Genomic DNA, 25,399 nt, shown 5'->3' on the forward strand with positions numbered 1-25,399 from the left:
TCATGTATATTTTAGGTATTAACGCCTACCACGGCGACTCCTCAGCCTGTATCATAAAGGACGGCGAAATAATCGCCGCTACAGAGGAGGAAAGATTTACACGTATTAAGCATTGGGCTGGATTTCCCGAATTGAGCATTAAGTTTTGCCTAAAAGAAGCAAATATCGAGGTGACTCAATTAGACGGAATTGCCATTTCGAGAGATCCTTCTGCCAATATTCATAAGAAAATAATGCATGCGGCCAAGAAAATGGTAAGCATCAAAAGCCTTAAAGATAGACTATCGAACTCCTTGAAAGTAGGTAATGCCAAAGAGCAATTAGCAGACTGTTTTGGAGTAAATGTAAAAGATATAAAAGCAAAATTATATCAAGTAGAGCATCACCGCAGTCACTTAGCAAGTGCATATTTTCCTTCTCCCTTTCCTGAAGCAGCATTGCTTTCTATTGATGGTTTTGGAGATTTCACTAGTACCATGACTGGTATTGGCAAAGACGGCCAAATTACCGTTTTTGATTCAGTGATTTATCCTCATTCTATAGGGATTTTCTATACAGGGCTTACTCAATACTTGGGTTTTCCGAATTATGGTGATGAATACAAAGTGATGGGTTTGGCGCCATATGGTGAGCCTAAATATTGTGATGAATTAAAGAAGGTGATTTTCCCAACCAGCGATGGACTTTTTAAATTAGAAACCAAGTACTTCAAACACGCTAAGGAAGGTGTAAGTATGTCATGGGAAGGTGGAGAACCCCATATTGATCCGATCTTCTCGCCGGAATTGGAAAATCTGCTCGGTACAGCTAGAAAAAAGGGAGAACCATTAGAGCAAAAGCATAAGGATTTAGCTACCTCGGTTCAAAAGGTAACAGAAGATATCATTTTTCACCTGATGAACTCATTGCACGCCAAAACAGGCCTAGATAGTATATGTGTGGCGGGAGGTGTAGCACAAAATTCAGTTGCTAATGGAAAAATTACGCGCAATACACCATTCAAAAATATATATGTCCCATCTGCTGGACATGATGCAGGGACGGCTGCTGGAGCTGCTATGTATGTGTACCACCAAATTTTAAAGCAACCTAGAGTTGCTCCAATTTGGCATGCATATACCGGATCAAAATTCTCTGATAAGGAAATTAAGGAAGTACTAGCTCAAAATAATATAAGCTATCTAGAGCTTACAGATGAGGAATTATACGACAAAGTAACTAACCGCTTGATAGATTCTGGCGTTGTGGGATGGTTTCAGGGGAGAGCTGAGTTCGGACCAAGAGCCTTAGGCAACCGCTCAATTTTGGCGGATCCCAGAAGAACTGATGCGAAGGATTTGCTCAATGAAAAAATCAAACGTAGAGAAAGCTTTAGACCTTTTGCGCCATCGATACTTGCAGAATATGTAGAGGAGTACTTCGAGGTAAATGATAAGGTGCCATTTATGGAGAAGGTTTTTCCAATCAAAGAAGAAAAACATTCTGTAATCCCAGCAGTGACCCATGTGGATGGCACAGGTCGTTTGCAGTCTGTGGATAAGGAGTTTTCACCCAGATACCATGCCTTAATTAGTGCTTTCAAAGCAAAAACAGGAGTACCAGTTTTGTTGAATACATCTTTCAATGAAAATGAGCCGATTGTAAATAATCCGCAAGAAGCACTAAATTGCTTTCTTCGTACCAAAATGGATATGTTGGTTATGGGCAATATTGTAGTCGAAAGATAATTTCATAAAGCTCAATCCAGTTCCAATCTTTTACCATCAAAACTCAAGAGCATTGCTGATATCTCTGATCACTGTTTGCTACAATTCAGCCCAAACGCTGGAACGAACCATTCAATCAGTGGCTAGTCAGACTTATGCTAATTTTGAGTACATCATTGTAGATGGTGCTTCTACTGATGGTACGATTGAAATTATTAAGGCACATTCTGATTTTGTGTCAAAATGGATTTCAGAACCAGATAAGGGAATTTACGATGCAATGAACAAAGGCATTGACATGGCAACTGGCGAGGTAATTGGTTTCCTAAATGCGGATGATGTATTTGCCAATGATAGTATCCTAGCCCAAGTAGCTCAAAGTTTTGATGATGCTCAGCTCGAAGCAGTTTTTGGGGATATAGAATTTGTGAAAGATGGGAGAGTAGTAAGGAAATATTCCTCCCGCCATTTTCAGCCTCACAATTTTGCGGATGGTCTGATGCCGGCGCATCCAAGTTTCTATGCCCGTAAATCTCTTTATAATCGTTCTGGTAATTTCAGGACAGATTTTAAAATAGCCGCTGATTTTGATTTATTGCTACGTATGTTAAAAGTCCATCAAGCGAATTTTAAATACCTGCCAATCACTTTTGTAAAGATGGCGCCAGGAGGCGTAAGTAATCAATCTTTCAAAAGCCGCATTTTACTCAATAAAGAAATCATGCAATCCTGCAAAGAGCATGGTGTGAAAACAAACACTCTCAGAGTCTATTCAAAATACCTCAAAAAGATTTTCGAATACATTTAAACAATCTGCGTAAATCTCCGCGCGCTCTGCGGTTTTGAGAAGAGGAATTTAAACGCAGAGAAACGCCAAGGGAAGACGCTGAGTTCGCAGAGAAAAATTCACCATTCCTAATCCATAATCAAGCCATATTACTCCCTCCCTGACGCTGAATTCGTAGAGAAGAAACACAATCCTTCGCGCCCTCTGCGTAAATCTCTGCGCGCTCTGCGGTTTTGAAAAAAGAAGAGTTTAATCGAAGAGATGCCCAATTGAAGAAACTAATCCCATTAAAGAAAATTGATCTATTCAGCTTCAATCTCTCTTCCCAACTCTTCAAACAACTCCTCATGCCTCTCAGCAACTTTATCCCAAGTAAAATTTTCTATCACCCGATTATACGAGTTTTCACCCAGTTGCTTCTTACTTTCGCCTGATAAATTCTTAAAATCAATTAGTGCATCTGCAACTAATTGGGCATCTCGCGCTTCTAGCAAATATCCGTTGTTACTGTCGACCAATTCTGCCGTAGCGCCTACATCTGAAACGATAATGGGCTTTGAAAATGACATGGCTTCCAGCACAACTGTAGGCATGCCTTCAAACCAAGTTGGAAGTAAAAATATATCACAATCAGCATAAGCTTGGTTGAGCTCTTCATCAGAAAGAAATCCATGACAAATCACATTTGGCCATGGATTGCCAGTCGAATAGTGATCAAACAATGGCCCTTTGCCTACAAGATGAAATTCAAAGTCGACTAAAATTGATCTTCGATTTAATAGCTCAACAGCCTCGAATAAGGTTCCTATTCCTTTATTGTATGCAAATCTGCTTACAAAAAGGACTTGAATTTTGGAGTTAGCTTTTGGTAAGACTTTCTCTTTTGGTATCACGCCATTCGGCAATACTACTACAGACTCACTTTTTTTGATATTCTTTTTAAGAATATGACTCAATTTGCCACCTAAGGAAACCACATGCCTGCTTCTATTAAAGAGATATTTAAAAACCTCCCGAAAGACAAAACCCATGATATTTTCCTTAAAGCCTTCTACTTGGAAGGACTCAAGTCCATGTGGATTTAAAATTAATCGATGGCTGAATTTTCTAATATTAAACCAAACAGATAAGCCTTGAGAATATATAATAGCTTGATTATCAATTTTATCGATCTCATGGGCTACTCTTCTGGAGTATTCGTAACACTGTTTAAGGTAGAATTTTTCAGGATCAATTGGCTTAATTTGAATTTCAGTAATCGCATCAAATCCATTGAAAATGTTTTCATTATGCGGATGAATCACAAATAACTCTACATTATTTCTTTGAGCTAGCGATTCTGCAAGCAATCGGGAATGTCGCTGCATACCCCCAACCGAATGAGGAAAAATACCATCAGTGCATAGAATAACTTGGAGCTTTCTCTTCATTCATTAAATCTTTGATGCCTTCGGATAAGTTTATTTGTGGTTTCCAGCCAGTTTTTTCAATTACTTTTGAAATATCGGCCATTAAATGCATTCTTTCTACTTTTCGAATTCGCGCAGGATTTTGCTCCACGGTAATTTTTTCTTGAAGCGCATTTTCAAATTCTGCCACCACTTCCAAAACTGAATATTCTATTCCGCTCCCGATATTATATGTATCCAAACCAGCGGGAGGATTGAAAACCAATCGACTCACAAATTCCGCCATATCAGAAGTATGAATGAAATCTCTCTTCGGCTCAAGGTTACCCAATTGGATTGTTCTTTTGCCTTCCTTTAACTGCTTTTCTATTTCTGGGATAAGGTGCGGGTTTGTTTCATTCGGGCCAAAAGCATTGAAAAACCTTCCTACTACTGTTGGCACTCCTGTCATTTGATGAAAATCTGCACAAAGATATTCGCCTGTAATTTTAGATAAACCATAAATATCCAAAGGATCCTTTTCATCAGTTTCACGAATTGGGTGATCTATTATTGGATACACAGCAGCTGTAGATGCGAAAAATAGGCAATCAAGATTATCTAATTTAGCCGCAGCCTCCAAAATATTCTTGGTTCCTTGTATATTGGTTTTACTTGATTCGAAAGGGTATTTATTGCAGTCAGGAATAAAGTGAATGGCCGCTAAATGAATAATGATATCTGGAGAAATATCGCTAATCACTTTTATGATATATTCCTTATCCAAAATATCAAGCTCATGAAATTTGTCTTCATCAATGGTAATAAAATCTTTGTTACCATAAGATAGGTTGTCAATTACATAAATATCATGCTCATCTGAAAGTTTATTCACTAAGGCTGAGCCAATAAAGCCAGCACCGCCAGTAACTAATATTTTTCCCATCTATTTAATTGTGCTTTTATGGCTTCAAATTACTAAGATCATTTGCCTTGTCATAGCAAATTTTAGTTTTTAGCTTAATTAGAAATTTTATACAAGGATGAGAACTTATTTTCAAGTAATTTTAATTTATATTAATATAGTCTAATACTGACTCCACTCTTCAAATTTCGATTTTTAGATTGTACCTTCGACTTGCGTAATTCACATCATTAATGAAGTATTTTTTCGTAATTATTGTGCTGTTTATTATTGAGCTAGTCTATTTTAGAATTGCCAAACAGTACAAAATTGTAGATGTACCCAATAGCAGGAGTTCCCACAAAGGTGAGATTGTAAGGGGCGGGGGAATAATATTTGCATTAAGCGCCATTTGTCTCGAAATCTATTTAGGCTTTCCCCATCCTTATTTTATGGCAGGTCTAATCATAGTCTCCTTTATAAGTTTTGTAGACGATATTCACTCATTGCCAAACAGAGTACGGCTTTTAGTGCATTTTCTTGCTGTGGCTTTAATGTTTCTCGATACTACAATTATAGAATCTCATTGGTGGTTATTGATTATTATGGCTATAGTGGTTACCGGTTTTTTGAATGCATTTAATTTCATGGATGGAATTAACGGTATCACTGGAGCTTATGGTCTTATCACCATTATTTCGCTTACTATTATCAATGAGTTTTTTATACCCTTTATACCTTCTGAGTTGGGTGTATTTGTTTTACTGGGGCTGTTGGTATTCAATTATTTTAACTTTAGAGTTAAGGCGAGATGCTTCGCAGGGGATGTAGGAAGTATTTCGCTCCCCTTTATTATTGCCTTTTTTATTTTGAAACTCTACTTTATTTCACAAGCACCCATCCTGATATTATTATTGGCAGTTTATGGAGTAGATTCAGTTAACACTATATTAAAAAGGGTGCTTATTGGAGAAAATATTTTCATGCCTCACCGCACGCATTTATACCAGATTCTTGTACATAAAAAGCAATTTAGTCATCTACAAGTATCTACAATTTATGCTTTTGTTCAATTAAGTATCAATGTGCTTGTAGTCTCATTAATGGACATCCCATTCAATACACAGATAGTAATTTCAATTAGTGGATTACTGTTTTTGACAGCTATTTACTGGGTACTGGTAAGACGCTTGTGAAAAACTTGGGTATACATTTGTCCTTGCTTAAATTGAAAATTATTAGATATGCTAAATAATTGTTAATATTATTACTCCAATCAAGCTTTAATACATTTTTTTTGTAATTTTATTGATTACTCAACCAACCAACCACAATAAAACCTATGTTCTTCAAGCTTTTAAGTAGTTTGAAAATTCTCCCTAGATGGATCATTGTAATAATTGACCTTACATTGATTCTTATCTCCTCATTAATTGCCTATTCACTTCGGTTCAATTTTGATGTAGCCGAATTATATAGAGTCAATTTTTTGTATGGAGTTGGTTTATTTACCCTTGCTGGTGGACTTAGCATACTTGCCACAAAAAGTTATCAGGGTATTATCCGGTACACTAATATGGAGGATAGTATTCGAATTTTTGGTACATGTACCATCACCACTTTGATAGCTCTTACCTTTCAATTAATATATTTTGGCGCACTGCATCTCTTTTTCTTGCCAGTATCTGTATTGCTTATTTCCTATGCCCTCTCTATTATATTCTTGGTAAGTTATAGAGTATTAGTCAAATACCTATTCACTTATTATACTCAGAATTTTAAGAAGAAATCAAATATCATTCTCTTTGGTGCTGGTAATTCTGGTCGGATTACTCAGCAAATACTAGAACATGATAAAGGTTCTCGTTTTAAGGTAATTGCCTTTTTGGATGATGACCCAAATAAAATTGGGAAGAAGATAAATGGTGTAAAGATTTACTCTGCTAAAAGGAAGCTGGAAACTACATTCGAGGAATTGAACATTCATGAATTAATTATTTGTGTACAGAATCTCTCCTTGGAACGTAAAAATGAAATCGTAAAAAAATCTCTTAAACGCAAGATTAAGATTAGGACTGTTCCTCCAGCTGATCAATGGGTAGAAGGTTCTTTTAGTCTTCTCCAGATTAAGGATTTGCGAGTGGAAGACTTACTAGGTCGTGCTCCAATTACATTGAAGGACGCTAACATTGGTCGCGAACTTAAAGGAAAGTCTATCCTCGTAACGGGTGCTGCAGGTTCAATTGGCTCTGAGATAACAAGACAAGTATTAGAATACGACATTAGCAATATCATTATGGTAGACCAAGCTGAAACAAGCTTGTTCGATTTGGAAGCAGAATTGAAACAGAGATTCAAATCTTCTACCAAGAAAATGAATTTTGTTTTAGCTGATATTAGAAATTTGGATCGGATGGAAAAGATTTTCATTCAATTCCAGCCAAATGTGGTCTTTCATGCGGCAGCCTACAAACATGTACCAATGGTAGAAGCGCACCCCTATGAAGCAATACAATGCAACATAAAGGGAACCATGCAGTTGGCTGATCTGTCATCCAAATTCAAGATTGAAAAATTTGTGATGATTTCCACCGACAAAGCTGTAAATCCAACCAACGTAATGGGAGCCAGCAAAAGAGTGGCAGAGATTTATGTTCAGTCTCTGAATAACTTTATGAGGAGTTCTCAAAGTGAGATCGGAACGCAATTTATTACTACTCGCTTTGGGAATGTCTTGGGTTCAAATGGTTCTGTCATTCCTACTTTTCGTAAGCAAATAGAAAAAGGTGGTCCTCTTACTGTTACACATAAAGATGTCACTCGCTATTTTATGACAATTCCTGAAGCTTGTCAGCTAGTGCTTGAGGCGGGTTCTATGGGTAAAGGCGGTGAAATATTTATGTTTGATATGGGTAAGCCAATCAAAATTGTAGACTTGGCTAAGCTGATGATCAAGCTGTATGGATTTAGTGAGGATGATATCAAAATTGAGTTTACAGGCTTACGTCCAGGTGAGAAGATAAAGGAAGAGTTGCTAACCTCTGCAGAAAAATCGTTACCAACTTATCACAATAAAATTACAATTGCCCAAGTAACCGAGTACGATTATTTAGAAGTTCATCGCAAAATCTCTGAACTAGTTTGTGATTCATCATGCGATGAATTTGAAATGGTGAGCAAAATCAAATTACTAGTGCCAGAATTTAAATCTAATGTCTCTCGCTTTTCTGCATTAGATAGGGATTCAAAGGCTATAGCTAATTGATGATTTTCACTTCACACTTTTCATAAAATTTCCAGTCTACTTTCCGCTAAGTTTGAAAATTGAGTATTCTATTCTTATGAGATTACTTTCCGGTAGAAATTAAAATATATTTTAATTTCTACAATTTCATAATTGATTTCTGGACACTTTTCTTTGGTGTAACTAGGCTTCATCGAATTGCATTGCTCATGTGTCCAAACTTGACTTGAAAACATTATTGTTTCTACCAAAGCATCCCGTGAAGAAAAGGCAAAACATAAACAAATACTTGGTTTACACGATTTGTTCAAGTCTCCATTATGCATGAAAGTCAATAAATAACTCTTCAAAAAACCAATTATACATATCATCACTAGAAATATGTCGGTAAGTATAAGGTGCTGAAGATTGAATTCTAGCGAATGTTTTATAGCCAAAGTGGAGCTTTGTCCATTCATTAGTAACAAAGCAATCCATTATATGAGATCCTTTATGCCAAAAACACCATGATTTTGAGCTCCCTTTAAAGGGTCAATAAATACTATCTGCTTGTCCCTGAAATTTGGATGTTTGTGAATTTAGCAAATTGAAGTGCTGTTAAGCCGGATTCTATTATAGCTATACTGCACTTTATTTCATAACAAGAAAGCAGATATTTAAGGCTTTTGTTTTAAATGAAGTATCCAACTGACAAATAAAATTCAGCTTAGTTATTAATTTCCAGAATATTAGAAATGTTATGAAGACTGAAGTAGAAAACTATCATTCCATTAAAATTTAAGCACAAAAAAAGGGAAGCATGATCGCTTCCCTTTCAATGTTTTATATAGGTATGTTATCTAAATTTCTCAGTTGATTTCTTACGAGATAGTTTCTGAGTGAAAGAATAAGGTAAGAAATACTCAAGCTTGAAGTTCACAAACCAATAAGAGTCATTGTTTGTAGGATTACCTCTAATTTCACTATAGTTTCCTCTACCAGTAGTTCTTCTATCAGACAATTCTTTATGGACTGGGTCTGAAAACTGATCTAGTGGCCTGTAAGTAGTACTTACGTCATCTAAATAATCTGTGTCAGTTACTCTATAAGCTACCTCAAAACCAAAGTCCAATTTTTCACTTAACTTATATGTCAAACCAGTACCCATTGGGATTACCCTTACAAAAGCAGGATAGCTATTACCTTCCGTTTGTATTGGTCTTAATTTATGCCACTCCCCTTGATACTTTCCTTTTGCATTCATCGTTGTCATACCAATACCTGCAAAAAAGTATAGGTTGAAACCAGGTCTTGTATAATAACTATAATCAGGAAACAAATGGAATACGCCCATTATGGCACCTTCAAAGTTGTCTGCTTTGAAAGATAGGTTTCGGTTACTTCTGCCAATGTCAGTTGTATTTCTGTCATCACCCTTGATGTTGTAGAAAGTTAAATCACCTCTGAGTGAAAACATTGGTGCAATTCTTTGACGAATACCAATGCCGAATGTTAAACCTGGATCTAGATTGTCACCTATTTCCCATAGGTCACCTACGTATTGAGTACCTCCAGCATTTAGAAATACTGAGGTCTTTCTCGGTTCGTACATGGAAAGGCTGTCATTTTTTGATTGTGCCGTTGCAAGCAAAGACAAAAAAATGGAGCAACTGAAAACTAGGAGTATTTTACGAGCCATGATGGTAAAGTTTGGTCATTTGTTGGTTTGGTATTAAGAAATTGCTCTTTTTCAATAACTAAGGTAAAGGTAAGTAAAGATAAATCCAAATGTTGATTCTATTTATTAATCAATTATGGAAGAATTTAATAAACCAATAAAATTCGGATTTATCTTTTATATACAATCAATTGTAAATCAATTATAAAGCCTCTTTAACTAATTTGGCAGCATCTTTTAGAATAATAGCAGATTTTACCTTTAATCCACTTTGTTCTATAATTTGTGCTCCTTCTTCGGCATTGGTTCCTTGCAATCTTACAATGATTGGAATGTTGATTTCACCAATATTTTTATAGGCTTCAACGACTCCTTTTGCTACTCTATCGCAACGGACAATGCCACCAAACACATTAATTAAGATGGCTTTTACATTTGGATCTTTTAGGATTATTCTAAAGCCAGCTTCCACAGTTTGTGCATTTGCTCCACCTCCCACATCTAGGAAGTTAGCGGGTTCTCCACCTGATAACTTAATGATATCCATAGTTGCCATAGCAAGTCCGGCTCCATTCACCATACAACCTACGTTTCCATCAAGTTTTACATAATTCAGACCTGCCTCACCGGCTTCTATTTCCAATGGATCTTCCTCGTTTTTATCTCTTAAGGCAGCCAAATCAGCATGACGATAAAGCGCGTTATCATCTAGACCAACCTTAGCATCTACTGCTAATATCTTATTGTCAGAAGTTTTCAGTACTGGATTTATCTCAAATAAAGCTCCATCAATATTGTCATAAGCATTATAAAGTGCAGTAATAAATTTCACCATTTCTTTATGCGCTTGGCCTTCTAATCCTAAAGCAAATGCTACTTTACGAGCTTGGAATCCCTGCAAACCTACTTTTGGATCTATCCATTCCTTAATGATTTTCTCAGGAGTATTCGCTGCAACTTCTTCTATGTCCATACCACCTTCGGTAGAGGCCATTATCACATTACAACCTTTAGCTCTATCCAATAATACGCTTAGGTAATACTCTTTTGGCTCAGATTCGCCAGGATAATAAACGTCTTGTGCAATAAGCACTTTGTTTACCTTTTTGCCTTCAGGATCAGTCTGGTGAGTTACTAATGTGCCGCCAAGTATTTTGCCAGCTTTTTCAGAAACTTCAGCCAATGATTTTGCTAGAACTACGCCATTCGATCCTGTTTCTTGAACTTTCCCTTTTCCTCTACCTCCCGCATGTATTTGAGCTTTTATTACAAACCATGAAGTGCCAGTTTCTTTGTTAAGTTTTTCAGCAGCAGCTTGTGCTTCTTCCGGCGTCGATGCTACAATTCCTTCTTGAATTTTGACACCATAGGTTTTTAGGATTTCCTTGGCTTGATATTCGTGAATATTCATTCTAATCTTTATTCTTTTGTTAAACGAGTTTAAAATAAATGGGTAATTTTAACCCGCACGAATTTACGGCAATCTCTTTCATTATTCAACTGGATTGTGGTTTATATAATGCCGTTAATCAAATTAAGCAATTGGTACTATGTCCATTTTAATAGCAAAGGGTATTTCTAAGGCCTATGATAAATTAAAAGTTATCAATGACATTAGTTTAAATATAGAAAAGGGAGAAATTGTTTCGATAATTGGAGCTTCAGGCGCTGGTAAAAGCACACTTCTCCAGATTTTAGGAACATTGGATAATACTGATAGCGGGAGGGTAGAAATTAATGGTCAAGCAGTTTCGGGTCTCAATGGTAAATCCCTAGCTAATTTCAGGAATAAGCACTTAGGCTTTGTCTTCCAATTTCATAATCTATTGCCAGAGTTTACTGCTGCGGAAAATGTAATGATGCCATTGTTAATTGGAGGAACGGCATTAAAAAGTGCCTCTAAAAAAGCGGAAGAAATGCTGCAACTTTTGGGTTTGGCTGAGCGAGTTCACCATAAGCCCTCGGAGCTTTCAGGTGGTGAACAGCAAAGAGTTGCAGTAGCTAGAGCGTTGATTAACAATCCAATGATTGTGTTTGCAGATGAGCCAAGCGGCAATCTTGATTCGAAAAACAGCCAAGATTTACATAAGCTATTTTTTAAAATTCGAGATGAACTGAATCAGACCTTCCTAATCGTAACTCATAATCCAGACCTTGCAAATATGTCTGACAGAATATTGGAAATTAAGGATGGGAATATTGTGAAGGTGAAGTAGTGTGTCTATCTGAATACGTTTTTTGCTTTTTGTTTTTTCGTGCCGATTCCTTCTGAAAACAAGTTGTTTGGCAGGTAATATTGCACCTTGATGCTCATTATAAAATAGCCATCCTTATTGCTTGGATCGCCTCTTTGATCTCCGACCACCTTAGGCTGTGTTATGCTTCTGTCTGAAAGGGAAACTGCTGGAAATTCAGTGTGTTGTATATAAACAGTACTCACATCATCAAGGTAATCAGTGAATGTAACTCTGTAGCTTCCTTCCAAGCTCACGTCGAAAGCATCATTAATTTTTGCGCGGACTCCACCACCCATAGGCATCACAAAGGCATATTTTCCATATTGCTCACCTTCTAAGGCTAATGGCCTAAGCGAATAAAGATCTCCATTTAGTTCAGCTTTTGGATCGTTTGTTGTGACGCCAAATCCGAAAATTGCGAAGGGAACAAACCCGGCTCTTCCTTCAGCATTTGAGCTTTTATTAATAAAGTGAAAAATACCAACAAGGCTTAGCTCAATATTCCTTGCTCTAAAAGATAAGTTTCGTTCAACTTTTCCAAATTCGCTCGAAAGGGAATCTGCCCCTGCTATTTGATACCATAATAACTCAGCCCTAAGGTGTACTCTATCATTGATTCTTTGCTGTAGTCCTGCTGAAAAGTTTGGCGATATTCGTATGCCACTTGAAAAACTATTATCGGTAAGATCACCAACATAGTAATTTGCTCCAAAGCCTGCAGTAATAGCTGTAGATACTCTTGCGGTACTAAGTCTAGACTTGTAAGAGCCACCTACATTATAAAATGTTTGGGCAATCGCATCAGTTCCTATTAGCAACAGTAGGGGTACTAAAATTGAGATAGTAAGATGATTTCTCAAGGGTGCATATTTCGACAGCACAAATTAGAATAATTAACAAGGAATTTAAAATTTTTCTGAATTCTACCTGAAAGTATTTCTTGGTCGAGGCTGAGTGAACTTCTGTAGATCACGCTTGCTTAAATAATGGAACCATTTTACTTGGACAATAAAAAAGCCATCGTTATCGGTAGGGTCACCTCTTCGTAGGGTTACGCCAGAAGTTGCCGCTCTTTGCCATTTAGACATTAATCCAATTTCTGGCCTTCTATCTTGTAATCTCAGGGCAACCGGATCCCCACGAAAATTACTTGGGTCTATATATTCGTCGCTGACATCATCTAAATAATCAGTGAAGGTGAATCTATAACCTCCTTCTATACCAATATCGTTCTTGTAATTCCATTTAACTCGAAAACCTAAACCTGTAGGAAATGTCAAAGTTACTGGTCCATATTGTACTCCTTCAGTTTGGAGAGGTCTAAGACTGTAATATGTGCCATCAAGTTCAGCTTTTGGGGTGTTTGTAGTTAAGCCCAAACCAAAGAATATGTATGGTGTGAAGTTAGGTCTAAAGAAACTGTTAACCGTTGGTTTTACTCTCCCATTTTTTCTTGAAACCGCATAAGAATAACCATAAGTTGGGATCAAATCAATCATAGCCGTGGCAGAAACTTCGAAGTTATTTGCTCTAAATGATAAATTTCTCCCTCTTCTATCACTTTCAGGGTCAAGCTCCTTTCTTTCCTCAAAATAGGAAAGTTTATCATCTCCCTTCAATTGATAATAATTAACCTCTCCTCTTAAATAAATTCTCTCATTTATTCTTCTGAGGTAAGAAATTGATGCACTTGGACCAACTTGCATTGGCTTATCCAAACTGGGTCTGAACATATCGCCATAAAGCATACTACCTCCTATACCACCAGAAATAATATGTGGCCTATCTACTCTTTGGAAATAAAAGCTTTGTCCAATACCGTCAAAAGCAATAATTGCTGTTAATAGTAAGGCTATCGCTAGGGATGTAAAGTTTTTTATTTTCATCTCAAAAAGTAAATATATATAGTTGAGCCGCTAAAAAGAAACTATTTTCTGTATAAAAACTGAAATTAAATTCCTAAATCTCTTCGAATTATCCAAACAAAGGTAAAAAAGAATCAGACTGACAACGATGTTTGTGATAAAAAAATTGCTGTTGGTGGTTTTTTGTCTACTTCCTTGAAGCCTTTTCACTTCTCCAAGGCTTCCAACATTGCTCTCAAATGTTCAGTTGATCCAAATAGATTACTGTAGGCAGCTTTTATTCGATGATTTTTATCTAATAGGTAAGTGATGCGCTTCGGCATTTTTACTATTGGAATTAAAGCTTTATACCTCCCGCAAACCTTTCCGTCTTTATCGCTAAGTAACTCAAAAGGCAAATTGTTAATTCTTTTAAACTCTTGATGAGTTTTAATACTGTCTCTACTTATACCAATTACAGGTATATCTAGATCTTTGAGTTCAGCAAAGTGATCTCTAAATTCGCAAGCTTCTTGAGTGCATACTTTGGTGAAATCTTTTGGATAAAAGTAGATAATCAGAGCCTTCTCCTTCATATTCTCCCGCAATTTGAAAATACTTCCATTTGTAGAAGGTAATTCAAAATCAGGTGCTAATTCTCCAATTTTTAATGCCATAGATTTTCAGTTAATTTCAAAGCTACAAAAATCAATTGAATCCTGTATTTTATCTTCTTCTTCTAACAATCTAAACCAAGGCATGTTTCAAAATATCTATATTTGTCCTTAATCTTTCTCTATGGCATTATCACCTGGCTTGCGATACATGCTTATCGCCACGGTTTTCTTCTCGTTTATGAATGTTACCGTCAAATTGGTTCCTCATATCCCAGCAATTGAAATCGTATTTTTTAGGTCTGTAGTTTCTTTTATTATTAGTTACCTTCTACTCAAAGGCAAATCTATTCCCGTATTTGGCAATAATAAAAAGCTACTGATTGGCAGAGGTATTACAGGCGCTATTGCGCTAATTTTATATTTCACCACGCTTCAGAATGTGCCATTGGCTAGTGCTGTTACACTACAGTATCTTTCACCCATTTTCACTACTCTTTTAGGGATTTACTTGGTGAAGGAGAAAATTAGGCCTCTTCAGCTTTTCTTTTTTGTGGTGTCATTTGGCGGTATTATTATGATTGAAGGCTTTGATGCGAGACTCTCCCTTTTTTACTTATTAATAGGAGTGAGCTCTGCGTTTTTCTCTGGTATATCATACAATATTATTCGCAAACTAAAGCAAACTGAGCATCCATTGGTCATTGTATTTTACTTTCCATTGGTTGCAGCACCCATTGCGGGTATTTATTGTTTGTTCAATTGGGTGCAGCCGATTGGCTGGGACTGGCTAATCTTAATCTCAGTAGGTATTTTCACTCAATTTGCTCAATATTATATGACTAAGGCTTATCAGTCTGAAGTTTTAGCCAACGTTGCAAATCTCAATTATCTAGGAATTATTTATGCTCTAGGGCTTGGTTACGTGTTTTTTGGCGAAACCTTCAATTTGATGACCTACCTTGGAATGACATTAGTTTTGGTAGGGGTGATTTTAAATGTAAATTATTCCCATCAAAAGAATAAGAAAATATTGAAGGAGGTAGAAAATGGCAGGACACAGTAAATGGGCAAATATTAAAAGAAGAAAAGGTGCTCAAGACGCTAAAAGAGCAAAAATATTCACCAAGCTGATAAAGGAAATTACCGTGGCAACGCGGGAGGGAGGGGACGATCCGGATGCAAATGCTCGTCTTCGATTGGCCATTCAAAATGCCAAAGGTGCCAATATGCCCAAAGACACCATAGAAAGAGCTATTCAGAAAGTAGTTGATTCAGACTCAAATACATATATAGAACCAACATACGAGGGGTATGGCCCGCATGCGGTACCAATATTCATCGAATGTGCTACTGACAATTTGAATAGATCGGTACAGAATATACGCTCCATCTTTAGCAAAAATGGTGGAAGCTTGGGCACCAATGGCTCGCTTGATTTTATATTTGATCGCAAAGGCGTTTTTGTAGTGAATCTCCCAACCGAAACTGCAAAAGATAGTATCCTGCTCAAATTGATCGATGCAGGAGCAGAAGAAATAGAGGAGGATGAAAATGTTCTTCATATAACTTGTCCAATGGAAGCATTTGGCGACCTAAACAAAACAATTGAAAGCCTTGAGCTTGAGACGGAATCAGCCCAATTGGAGCGAATTCCAAATTCTTACTTAGTGCTTGAAGATGAGCCTTTGGAGGATGTAATGAAATTAATTGACGCTTTGGAAGACGATGATGATGTGCAAAAGGTGTATCATAATATTGAGTTTACGGACAGCCAAATGGAGAAATATAGTTCCTGAAAAATATCTTAATGGATAGAAAATCAAATTCTGAAAATCCAATTTATAAGGGCAGTCTGGCATTGCTCACGGATTATTATCAAATCACCATGGCCTATGCATATTGGAAAGCAAATAAGGCTGATCAGAAAGGTGTATTCCATTTATTTTTCCGTAAAAACCCTTTTGCGGGAGGATATACTATTGCTTGCGGCTTAGAATACGTAATAGATTATATAGAGAATTTCAGCTTTCAGCCAAGTGACTTGGATTACCTTAGAAATCAAACTGACGCAAGTGGTCTTCCAGTTTTTGATGAAGGGTTTATCGAATATTTAGAGAATCTTAGGTTCACTTGCGATATAAAAGCAATGCCAGAAGGTACGATTTGCTTCCCAAACGAACCAATGCTGAGAATTTCAGGCCCATTACTACAATGCCAATTATTAGAAACGCCACTTCTTAATATAATCAACTTCCAATCGCTGATTGCCACCAAAGCTGCAAGAATTTGCCAAGCTGCACAAGACGATCCGGTAATGGAGTTTGGCTTACGAAGAGCACAAGGAATGGATGGTGGATTAGCGGCAAGTAGAGCTGCCTATATCGGAGGCTGTGCTTCCACAAGCAATGTATTGGCAGGGAAGCTATTCGGTATTCCAGTTTCAGGTACACATGCGCATAGTTGGATTTTGTCATTTCCTACTGAGAAGGAAGCGTTCGAAGAATACGCCAAAGCTTTTCCGGAGAACAGTCTTTTTCTAGTCGATACTTTCGACACGCTTGAAGGTGTGCGAAAGGCCATAGCTGTGGCTGATGAGTTAAAGAAAATTGGCAAGACATTTAAAGGAATCCGAATTGATTCTGGTGACTTAGCCTATTTTAGTCAACGCGCTAGACTGTTGCTAGATGAAGCTGGCTACCCAAATGCCAAAATCGTAGCAAGTAATGATTTGGATGAATACATCATTCATAGTCTTAAAAAAGAACAAAATGCAGCCATAGATATTTGGGGCGTTGGCACCAAGCTGATCACTGCATTCGATCAGCCTGCCCTTGGAGCTGTTTACAAATTATCAGCCTTGCAAGAGCCAGATGGCACTTGGGTAGATAAAATCAAGCTTTCAGAACAATCCATCAAAATTAATAATCCCGGTATGCAGCAATGCAAGAGATATTTTAGTCTGAGTCAAGGGATTTTTGTGGGCGATATGATTTTCGACGAAAGGGATGAACTGGCTAAGCAAAATCTAATGATAGATCCTGCCGATGCTACTCGAAGCAAAACTATGGGCAAACAAGGTCTCAATCATGTAGACCTGTTAGAAGATATCTATCAGGACGGAGAGTTAATTTACCAGAAACCCAGTTTGCTCGAAATACGCGATCGAGTGCAGACCCAATTAAAAGCTTTGGATCCAACGATTAAGCGATTTATCAATCCGCATATTTACACAGTTGGACTGGAGCAACAATTGCATCATCGTAAAAATGAGCTCATAATAAACTTGCGAAAAACCAATTGATGACTTACACATATAAATATCCTCGACCTGCATTCACGGTTGATGCTGTGGTAATAGATTTTTCTGGAGAGAAAGTACTCTTAGTAAAAAGAAAAAACGAACCCTTCCAAAACCAATGGGCATTGCCTGGTGGATTTGTAGAAATGGATGAGCAAGGAATTGAAGCAGTAAAGCGGGAGGTAAAAGAAGAGTGTAACTTAGATGTGAATCCACTAATCGAAATTGGATGTTTCGATCAAGTAGATCGAGACCCACGCGGTAGAGTTATTTCCTTGGCATTTCTTTGTGAAATAGCTAATACAGCGAATCTCGCAAAAGCTGGTTCAGATGCAGCGGAAATTGATTGGTTTCCGTTTAGCACTTTACCCAAACTTGCTTTCGATCATAGCCGTATTATTGAGCAAGCCTTGGTAAAAGCAAACAAGGAATTGATTTTCCTTAATTATCAAAATTTACCAATTCCACTATCCATGAAAAGCGTTGTAAGCAAGAGTAAAAAATAGCCCTATGAATGAAAATGAAGCTTTAATAATTGTTGACATTCAAAACGACTTTTTGCCTGGTGGGGCTTTGGCTGTAAAGGATGGAGATGCAATAATTCCTATAGTAAATCTATTAGCTAAATCTTTCAAACATGTATTTGCTACCCAAGATTGGCATCCGGCAAATCATGGGAGTTTCGCGTCTAATCACTCGGGAAAGCAAATTGCTGACTTTATAGATTTATATGGTATTAAGCAAATCCTTTGGCCGGACCATTGTGTTCAAGGCACAAGAGGTGCTGAATTTTCACAAGAACTTAAAAGTCAGTATATTCAAAAGGTTTTTGAAAAAGGGACTAACCCCAAAGTGGATAGCTATAGCGGGTTTTATGACAATAATAAAATGGAATCCACAGGTTTGTTGGATCACCTGCAAATACTAAAAATTGATACTGTCTATGTGGTGGGGTTGGCTGCTGATTATTGTGTAAAATTCACGGTATTGGATGCTTTGGAAGCGGGATTGAAAACATATCTTTTTACCGATGCAACAAAAGGCGTGAACCTCTCGGCCAACGATACTGAACTAGCTTTTGCTGAAATGGAATCAAAAGGAGCCATTCTTATCAATTCAAGAGAATGGCTAGGTTCCAAAAAATAAACTGACTTCTCTTTAAATAAATGATTTCTCCTTTGAATTAAATAAAATGAAAATATACCAAGTTGATGCTTTTACTGATACTAAATTTAAAGGCAATCCAGCTGCAATTGCCATAACCCCTCGCCCGATCGAAACTTCTCTTATGAAGTCCATCGCAAGTGAGATGAATTTGAGTGAAACGGCATTTATCGAACCTGTGGATGGCAATACATTCAATCTGCGGTGGTTTACTCCCACACATGAAGTTACACTTTGCGGTCATGCAACTTTGGCTTCGGCGCATTTGCTTTTTGAAAAAGAATATGCTGATGCAAAAGAGCGAATTGAATTTATGACATTGAGCGGCCCTTTGCTAGTGAGCAAAAAGGGCGATATTATATCAATGGATTTTCCTCGTATCCAGACTCAAAAGGTGGAAATACCACATATTTTACAAGAAGCTTATCCAGGAGTATTTCTCGAAGCATGGGGCTCTGAGCTTGATTTAATCCTTAGAGTAAAGTCTTCCAAAATTGTGGCTGATTTCAAGCCAAATTATCATGTGCTTTCGGAGCCTGAGTATAGAGGAATTATCATTACTAGTGAGGGAGACGAAGATGGAATCGATTTCGTATCAAGGTTTTTTGGCCCGAGAGTAGGTGTGCCTGAAGATCCAGCTACAGGTTCGGCCAATGTCCTTTTAGCTGATTTTTGGCATCGCAAAACGGCTAAGCTTAAGTTTTCCTCCCGCCAATTGTCCAAGCGAGGTGGTGAGATGACTTTGGAATTAAACGATGAAAGAGTAATTATAGAAGGTAAAGCTATAACTGTATTGAAAGCGGAGTTGTATATCTGATTTTCAATCTATCAATAGCAGTTCGAAACAAAAAAAAGAGGTGCTAAAAAACACCTCTTTTTCATTTATATCTATCACTAGGAATTACATATTCCCTACTTTTTCAATCAAGTCAGCTGTTCTAGCAGAATAACCAGCTTCATTATCGTACCAGCCTACTACTTTGGCCAAAGTGCCATTTGCAGAAGTAAGCTCAGAATCAAAAATACATGAATGCTTATTACCGATAATATCAATACTTACTATTGGGTCAGTTTCGTATTTCAGTATGCCTTTCAATTCATTATCTGCTGCTTTTTTAATTGCGGCATTAATTTGCTCAGCTGTTACTTCTTTTTTCAATACCACCGTGAGGTCAGTCAAAGAACCATCAGGAATTGGAACCCTCATAGCGATTCCATCCAATTTGCCTTTAAGGTGTGGCAATACTAGTCCAACAGCCTTCGCAGCTCCAGTAGATGTAGGCACAATAGAATAAGCAGCAGCTCTCGCTCTACGCAAATCCTTATGCGGCGCATCCTGCAAATTCTGATCGGCTGTGTAAGCATGCACAGTTGTGATATACCCTTTTTCTATACCAAATGCATCGTCCAACACTTTGGCCATTGGAGCCAAGCAATTGGTAGTACAAGAAGCATTCGAAATGATGGTTTCATCTCCGGTAAGCGTATCGTCATTTACACCAAGTACAACGGTAGATAGATTACCTTTTCCCGGTGCTGAGATCACCACTTTGCGTGCGCCGGCTTCAATATGACCGGAAGCACTCACGTCGTCTACAAATCGACCGGTAGATTCCAATACGATATCTACACCAAGTTTTGCCCAAGGGAGATTTTTTGGATCCCTTTCAGCAGTAATGCCAATAGCTTTACCGTTTACTACAAGGCTGTTTCCGGATACTTCCACGGTGCCATCGAATCGCCCATGTACAGAGTCGTACTTCAACAAATGCGCTAAGGTGAGCGGATCAGTCAAATCATTGATGGCAACAACCTCAACATTTTCCTTTTCTAGAAGATATTTGAAAGTAAGTCTTCCAATTCTTCCGAAACCATTAATAGCAACTTTTACCATTGACATATTTTTAGAGCTTTTGGAACATTAAAATTTATTGCTGCGAAGTTAAAACCAAAGCAATCTAAAACCAATTATTAATCTTTGTAAAGCGCAATGAAGGCGGGAGGCAAAGCGGGAGGATAAAATATTTCAAATAATTTTAAAGCAAGGTTTGCAATTAAAAAGGCAACGGCTATATTTGCACCACCAAAAGCGATTTGGCCCGTTCGTCTAGGGGTTAGGACGCATCCCTTTCACGGATGAAACAGGGGTTCGATTCCCCTACGGGCTACCAAAAACCCTCTTTATGTAATGTAGAGAGGGGTTTTTTGTTTTTGGTGGATGCTTTCGTGGATGGTTTGCGGTTTATGGACTGTTTTTATTCAATGAAGGTGTGTTGTTTGTTGTGAAATACCTCAATATAGTAAACCAGCTCATATGATTTCATGCATAAGGTAGAACGCCTTCATACCTTGCAAAACATAACTCAAAATACAACGTTGATTTTTACCTATCAAACTGATTTTCTCGCTGTGTAAAAAGTGTTTTTTAGGTGAAAAAACACTACCACAAATAATAATATAAAATATAATTGTAATAATTACTTTCAATTTTAGTTTATTATTTTGTTGTAAAACGTAATAATTAAAGTTATTTTCTAATTTATATTAGTAAGTTTAATTAAATGGCTTTTATTACATCAAATTAAGGTTTTTGGAACTAAAAGAAAATTTAATTTCCAGCTTCAAATTAGGTAAATTTTAACTAGACTGAAAATTTATACTATAGTTACTAATATATTATAATACCAATAATATATTTATTATTATTGACTATTAGTCAAGTAATTTAAAGCTTTAATTAAAATTTTCGTATTTTTTCAGACGGTTTAAGCTTTTATCAATATATGCTATGAGAATCACAAAAACTGCTTCTAAAATTTTGAAAAATTACTGATTAAGGGAGTCGAAAATTTATCTTTTATTCTAGAATTCGTAAGTAACAAGTTGTACCATTAAAAATGTGAAGGTAGGAAACAGGCTTAATATAAATAAGTCTTAGATAATATTGACACTGCCTTGAAAAGTATAATAACGGAATTTAGGGATTGTGTGTTAATTACCCATATTTCTCATTCATTTTTTGAACCCATTCATTTAAATCTTCAATAAAAGTTTTGTAAGTTGATTCTAGAGATATTAAGTACTCGTCCCAAAATTCTACTTTGGCCATTACAGAGCTCTTCAATTCTTCTGATAAAAAATGTATGTTAGGACAACTGCTAGCCACTTTTGTAATAAAGTTATTTTTCAATCCTTCTACGCCATAACCATTTATTTTATCACAATAGTCATTAAGCCACATTAAATCACATTCATCTATTTCTCTAATTTTTAAATACTTAATCCTAAGTTCGACTAATCCAGTAAATGAATATTCTGATTCTATAAAACTAGTTCTTAGAAACTTTTGAGCTTTTTTTTCTTGGTTGTTGGAATATTTTTTTATCTCGATTTCTTCCTTTTTTCTAATTGCCTCTTCTTTCGCAATTTGATTTTTCAACTCTTGATATGGTCTATAGTCTGGGCCACTGATAGGTTCCCTTTTAAAATGACTATCAGCGGTGTAGAGCCAGGTTTTTTTAATTGAAGCCATTTGTTACAACATTTTGGAAGAAATAATTGAAACCCTTAACACTTTACAATATGATTTAGTAACAGATTGACCTAAATATAATACCTGTTTTAGATTTCAGCAAGTAGGTATTGTATTGAATATGTTCACGATACTAGCTTAGGTTAAAGGTCAAATTGAAATTTGCCTTGGTCCGTTCATTCTTGTTCCCACTCTAAACCTATTTTATTTTCAATAATTGGTTTCATTAACAAGAGAAATTTAGTGATGATGATGACGTTTAGTACCGTTTAAAATCAGCAGGTACCTTTAGTTAAATCAAGTGGATTTGAGGCAAATATTAAGTTCTTAACTAGGGAGGCCTTAGAATTTATTCGTTAGAAATCCACCCAAGTCATTGTAGTCATGTTTACCGAAAGGCCTACAGAGGTCTTACAAAATGATGAAGAACCAAGGGTCAGGTGATTCTAAAATTTGAAAGGATGCTATGCTAGACGTATATTAAAAGTAGAGTTGAGGTGTAGTTTTTGTAAAGTGCGGCTATAATTTGCTAGACAAGCCACCCAATTACTCGTATTACGGGGTGGTTTAAGAGGAGCAAGGTGGACTTATGACTCACAGCTAATAACTCCACTAGCCAATCGTCCTTTTTTTCGTTCGGTTTTCAGTTTTGAATGGTAAAGCTTGACCATGTGTGTGGCTGTTATAAATGGTATTACCTAAAACCATACTTTTCTACAGTTTTTAAATTAAGTCTCGCAAGAAATTTATTTCTGTCTGTTAATTCTTTTTTTCCTTCTATCAGATCAGCCATAAAGCGGTACTTATAGACATCTAGTCTTTTATTTTTTTTGTCCCATTGTACAATTCTCTCAATTAGTTCCATAGTAATTTCAACATCTTCATTTTTTTTACTGATGTCGTCATTAAAAAATTCATCCATATCAAAAAATAACTCGGGGTTAAGTTCAGTAACGACATTCAAAATATCTTCTCCTTGATTGCGCTCAATCTCAGAAATAGCTCTATTGTTTCTTATTTTGCTGCTCAGGGTAGAAGCCATGTCATACTGATATTGACTAAGATTTTGAGTTTCTCTTCCCCAACCTTCTATTTTCTTCCAAGTTTTTGTGTGTATAGATCTTAGTCGATTTAACGAGGCTTCGATTTCTGCATTTTGAGTTTCATCCTCCGTTATTTTTTTTCTTTTTTCGGATGATTTATTTTCTACGTCGGCTTTTAAATTTCCCAAATCAATACCAAAACTCTCACTCTTTATCGCGGCCCAACATTCTTCTTTTTTCGCCCACTCTCCATACAAGGAACCAGGTGCTTGGCTTTTGATGTAATCTTCAATTCTAGACATTATCTCGTGTAGCTTACTCTTGAGAGTATCACTTAAAGATTGTTGTTTCCAAATTTTATATAGATCAATTTTATAATTCATTTTAAAACCTAACCAAGCTAAAGAGTAAGGAACAGTGATGTAACGCATATCGCCAATAGAATTAGGTTTTACGCCATATACCTTTTCGGCAGTTGAAAATAAAATTGCTTTAGCTATGGCATCTTCAAACCAAATATTATCAGGTTTGAAACTGAAATTATAATTTAAAAATTGGGCGTAATTTTTTTGACTTCCTCTAACAACAATATGAGGCCCTATCGCTAATTTTTTTCCATTGTAAACTTCTTCATAAGAGTTAATATATTTAGCTAATGATTCTTTAGTAAACATTTGACTTCTTGGATTTTGTTTGTCAAATAGTTTGCGTTTTGATTGGGTTATTCCAAATCTTAAACGTTCATTTTTGTACTGCCCCCTTGACCGCTCAAAAAACCAGCGTGTTTGAGTAGTTTCACCAGAAATTGGTGGAGCCCAAATAGTCCGTGAGAGTTTTTCAATTAAGACGTGATTTTCTTTGTTAGAACTCAAATCAGAGGCTGACACTCTATTTTGCGTATTAGCATATTCTGCAATGCGACCAACTATTTCAGAAAAATTCTCTCTATTTTTTACAATAGTAAGTTTAACAGGAACAAATACATTACTTATGTCAACTTTGTCTTTTTTCCAAGTGTGATAAACTGAGGCAGTGGTTTGACCACCATTTACAATTTGAAAATCCTTCACTTGAGCAACAGCTTTACCTTGATTATTTGGCAAATCTGTAATGGTAACTTCTTCGGCAGTAGCAGCAATACCATTATTGAAAGCCATAAACATGTGTTGCTCTTTTAAAATAGTGTTACGAATTCCTTTGTTTATTTTACCTGTGAATTGCAGAAATGAACGGACATTTTGTTCTAAAAGCCTAGCCCCATATTGTTCATAAATATCTGCTAGTGCAAGACCTGGAATAATTGCAAGCCAAGATTGATAATCAGAATTTTCAGTTTCATTCACAATACAGGGAACTTTATACCCTGACTGTTCAAAGTTGATTTCAATAGGTACTCTTGATTTGTCTGAAAGATTGAAAAGATAGTTTATATCAATCGTTCGATAAAAAACTGTGTACCCTGCAACTGTATCAGAAGTTTTTAAATCAGCTTTTACTTCACCATTAGTAATTAAGAAGATATTTACTCGAGTTAGATATTCTTTAACTTCTGGAACATTCGCTAAGGTTTGAGCAAGGTCAAATATTTCTGAACTTTCCTCAATTTCATTTACATAATCTTTATAAATCGCATTTCTGAAAAACTTAACAGCTCTATCAATAGTCTTTTCTGCATCTCCTTTTGTAATGCTTTGTATGGAGGAATCACCATTATATATGGTAACAAACAAATCAAGTGTTTCATAATTTTCATACAGAGAATAGCCGTTGATTTTATGTTCAACACCTCTTTTGCTAATTTTTTCATCAAAACAAACTCGATAGTTTTCAGTCTCACCGGCATCTGATAAGAAAGACAATGCTAGTTCTGAAAAAACTTGCTCAGGGTTTGTCCCTTCTTCCTCTGTAATTAAGGTCGAGTTAATCTCTTCTTGAATGTCTACATAGAACTTTTGTATTTCTTTGTTTTCCATAAAAT

The 25,399-nt window shown here is 36.5% G+C and carries 21 protein-coding genes and 1 tRNA gene; 12 read left to right on the forward strand and 10 right to left on the reverse strand.

Annotated elements, in window-relative coordinates:
* Window positions 1-2: 2 nt before the first annotated feature.
* Complete coding sequence (locus ACOXY8_RS09080) at window positions 3-1,727, forward strand: carbamoyltransferase family protein (protein WP_458331262.1); 1,725 nt, start codon at window positions 3-5, stop codon at window positions 1,725-1,727.
* A 52-nt stretch (window positions 1,728-1,779) separates the two neighbouring features.
* Complete coding sequence (locus tag ACOXY8_RS09085; protein WP_458331263.1) at window positions 1,780-2,514, forward strand: glycosyltransferase family 2 protein; 735 nt, start codon at window positions 1,780-1,782, stop codon at window positions 2,512-2,514.
* Between the two features lie 281 nt (window positions 2,515-2,795).
* On the opposite strand, the gene ACOXY8_RS09090 is transcribed toward ACOXY8_RS09085, so the two are convergent.
* Window positions 2,796-3,923, reverse strand: coding sequence for a glycosyltransferase family 4 protein (locus tag ACOXY8_RS09090; RefSeq protein ID WP_458331264.1), 1,128 nt, complete (start codon window positions 3,921-3,923; stop codon window positions 2,796-2,798).
* Window positions 3,889-4,827, reverse strand: coding sequence for an NAD-dependent epimerase/dehydratase family protein (locus tag ACOXY8_RS09095; protein ID WP_458331265.1), 939 nt, complete (start codon window positions 4,825-4,827; stop codon window positions 3,889-3,891). Before ACOXY8_RS09095 ends, ACOXY8_RS09090 begins: the two co-directional genes overlap by 35 nt.
* A 212-nt stretch (window positions 4,828-5,039) precedes the next feature.
* On the opposite strand from ACOXY8_RS09095, the gene ACOXY8_RS09100 reads away from it, so the two are divergent.
* Both ACOXY8_RS09100 and ACOXY8_RS09105 read left to right on the forward strand, forming a co-directional pair.
* The gene (locus ACOXY8_RS09100) at window positions 5,040-5,981 is read left to right on the forward strand and encodes a UDP-GlcNAc--UDP-phosphate GlcNAc-1-phosphate transferase (RefSeq protein ID WP_458331266.1); all 942 of its coding nucleotides are present in this window, start codon (window positions 5,040-5,042) and stop codon (window positions 5,979-5,981) included.
* A gap of 146 nt (window positions 5,982-6,127) precedes the next feature.
* Window positions 6,128-8,050, forward strand: a complete 1,923-nt coding sequence (locus tag ACOXY8_RS09105; RefSeq protein ID WP_458331267.1) for a polysaccharide biosynthesis protein — start codon at window positions 6,128-6,130, stop codon at window positions 8,048-8,050.
* An 814-nt stretch (window positions 8,051-8,864) separates the two neighbouring features.
* Here the strand turns inward: ACOXY8_RS09105 and ACOXY8_RS09110 are convergent.
* Both ACOXY8_RS09110 and sucC read right to left on the reverse strand, forming a co-directional pair.
* Complete coding sequence (locus ACOXY8_RS09110) at window positions 8,865-9,707, reverse strand: DUF6089 family protein (RefSeq protein WP_458331268.1); 843 nt, start codon at window positions 9,705-9,707, stop codon at window positions 8,865-8,867.
* A 181-nt stretch (window positions 9,708-9,888) separates the two neighbouring features.
* Window positions 9,889-11,097 carry an ADP-forming succinate--CoA ligase subunit beta gene (gene sucC, locus ACOXY8_RS09115; protein ID WP_458331269.1) on the reverse strand — a complete coding sequence of 403 codons (1,209 nt, stop codon included), beginning with the start codon at window positions 11,095-11,097 and terminating at the stop codon, window positions 9,889-9,891.
* Between the two features lie 145 nt (window positions 11,098-11,242).
* Between sucC and ACOXY8_RS09120 the strand changes: the two genes are divergently transcribed.
* On the forward strand, window positions 11,243-11,902 hold the full coding sequence (locus ACOXY8_RS09120) for an ABC transporter ATP-binding protein (protein ID WP_458331390.1): 660 nt from the start codon (window positions 11,243-11,245) through the stop codon (window positions 11,900-11,902).
* Window positions 11,903-11,907: 5 nt separating this feature from the next.
* Here ACOXY8_RS09120 and ACOXY8_RS09125 read toward each other — a convergent pair whose 3' ends face one another.
* The 3 genes from ACOXY8_RS09125 to ACOXY8_RS09135 all read right to left on the reverse strand — a co-directional run bounded on the left by ACOXY8_RS09125 (window position 11,908) and on the right by ACOXY8_RS09135 (window position 14,444).
* On the reverse strand, window positions 11,908-12,783 hold the full coding sequence (locus ACOXY8_RS09125; protein ID WP_458331270.1) for a DUF6089 family protein: 876 nt from the start codon (window positions 12,781-12,783) through the stop codon (window positions 11,908-11,910).
* A 63-nt stretch (window positions 12,784-12,846) separates the two neighbouring features.
* Entirely contained in the window at window positions 12,847-13,809 is a 963-nt protein-coding gene (locus tag ACOXY8_RS09130; RefSeq protein ID WP_458331271.1) for a hypothetical protein, read from the reverse strand.
* Window positions 13,810-13,994: 185 nt separating this feature from the next.
* Complete coding sequence (locus ACOXY8_RS09135) at window positions 13,995-14,444, reverse strand: peroxiredoxin (protein WP_458331272.1); 450 nt, start codon at window positions 14,442-14,444, stop codon at window positions 13,995-13,997.
* Window positions 14,445-14,565: 121 nt separating this feature from the next.
* Between ACOXY8_RS09135 and ACOXY8_RS09140 the strand changes: the two genes are divergently transcribed.
* Genes ACOXY8_RS09140 through ACOXY8_RS09165 form a run of 6 tightly spaced genes read left to right on the forward strand, consistent with a single transcriptional unit; the run spans window position 14,566 to window position 19,663 of the window.
* Entirely contained in the window at window positions 14,566-15,447 is an 882-nt protein-coding gene (locus ACOXY8_RS09140) for a DMT family transporter (RefSeq protein ID WP_458331273.1), read from the forward strand.
* Complete coding sequence (locus ACOXY8_RS09145; RefSeq protein ID WP_458331274.1) at window positions 15,431-16,180, forward strand: YebC/PmpR family DNA-binding transcriptional regulator; 750 nt, start codon at window positions 15,431-15,433, stop codon at window positions 16,178-16,180. The genes ACOXY8_RS09140 and ACOXY8_RS09145 overlap by 17 nt, the downstream gene beginning before the upstream one ends.
* A gap of 11 nt (window positions 16,181-16,191) precedes the next feature.
* Entirely contained in the window at window positions 16,192-17,685 is a 1,494-nt protein-coding gene (locus ACOXY8_RS09150) for a nicotinate phosphoribosyltransferase (protein ID WP_458331275.1), read from the forward strand.
* Window positions 17,685-18,188, forward strand: coding sequence for an NUDIX domain-containing protein (locus tag ACOXY8_RS09155; protein WP_458331276.1), 504 nt, complete (start codon window positions 17,685-17,687; stop codon window positions 18,186-18,188). The genes ACOXY8_RS09150 and ACOXY8_RS09155 overlap by 1 nt, the downstream gene beginning before the upstream one ends.
* A gap of 4 nt (window positions 18,189-18,192) precedes the next feature.
* The gene (gene pncA / locus ACOXY8_RS09160; protein WP_458331277.1) at window positions 18,193-18,828 is read left to right on the forward strand and encodes a bifunctional nicotinamidase/pyrazinamidase; all 636 of its coding nucleotides are present in this window, start codon (window positions 18,193-18,195) and stop codon (window positions 18,826-18,828) included.
* Between the two features lie 46 nt (window positions 18,829-18,874).
* Window positions 18,875-19,663 (forward strand): PhzF family phenazine biosynthesis protein, encoded by a 789-nt coding sequence (locus ACOXY8_RS09165; protein WP_458331278.1) that lies wholly within the window; start codon window positions 18,875-18,877, stop codon window positions 19,661-19,663.
* 84 nt (window positions 19,664-19,747) lie between these two features.
* Here ACOXY8_RS09165 and gap read toward each other — a convergent pair whose 3' ends face one another.
* Window positions 19,748-20,746 (reverse strand): type I glyceraldehyde-3-phosphate dehydrogenase, encoded by a 999-nt coding sequence (gene gap / locus ACOXY8_RS09170; RefSeq protein ID WP_458331279.1) that lies wholly within the window; start codon window positions 20,744-20,746, stop codon window positions 19,748-19,750.
* Window positions 20,747-20,942: 196 nt separating this feature from the next.
* On the opposite strand from gap, the gene ACOXY8_RS09175 reads away from it, so the two are divergent.
* Window positions 20,943-21,017 (forward strand) — tRNA-Glu (locus ACOXY8_RS09175).
* Between the two features lie 824 nt (window positions 21,018-21,841).
* Here the strand turns inward: ACOXY8_RS09175 and ACOXY8_RS09180 are convergent.
* Window positions 21,842-22,378 carry a hypothetical protein gene (locus ACOXY8_RS09180; protein WP_458331280.1) on the reverse strand — a complete coding sequence of 179 codons (537 nt, stop codon included), beginning with the start codon at window positions 22,376-22,378 and terminating at the stop codon, window positions 21,842-21,844.
* 694 nt (window positions 22,379-23,072) lie between these two features.
* The gene (locus tag ACOXY8_RS09185; RefSeq protein ID WP_458331281.1) at window positions 23,073-25,394 is read right to left on the reverse strand and encodes an AIPR family protein; all 2,322 of its coding nucleotides are present in this window, start codon (window positions 25,392-25,394) and stop codon (window positions 23,073-23,075) included.
* Window positions 25,395-25,399: the final 5 nt, after the last annotated feature.

The organism is Peijinzhouia sedimentorum (genome assembly GCF_049340005.1).
In the GTDB taxonomy this organism is placed as follows: Bacteria; Bacteroidota; Bacteroidia; order Cytophagales; family Cyclobacteriaceae; genus CAXBDP01.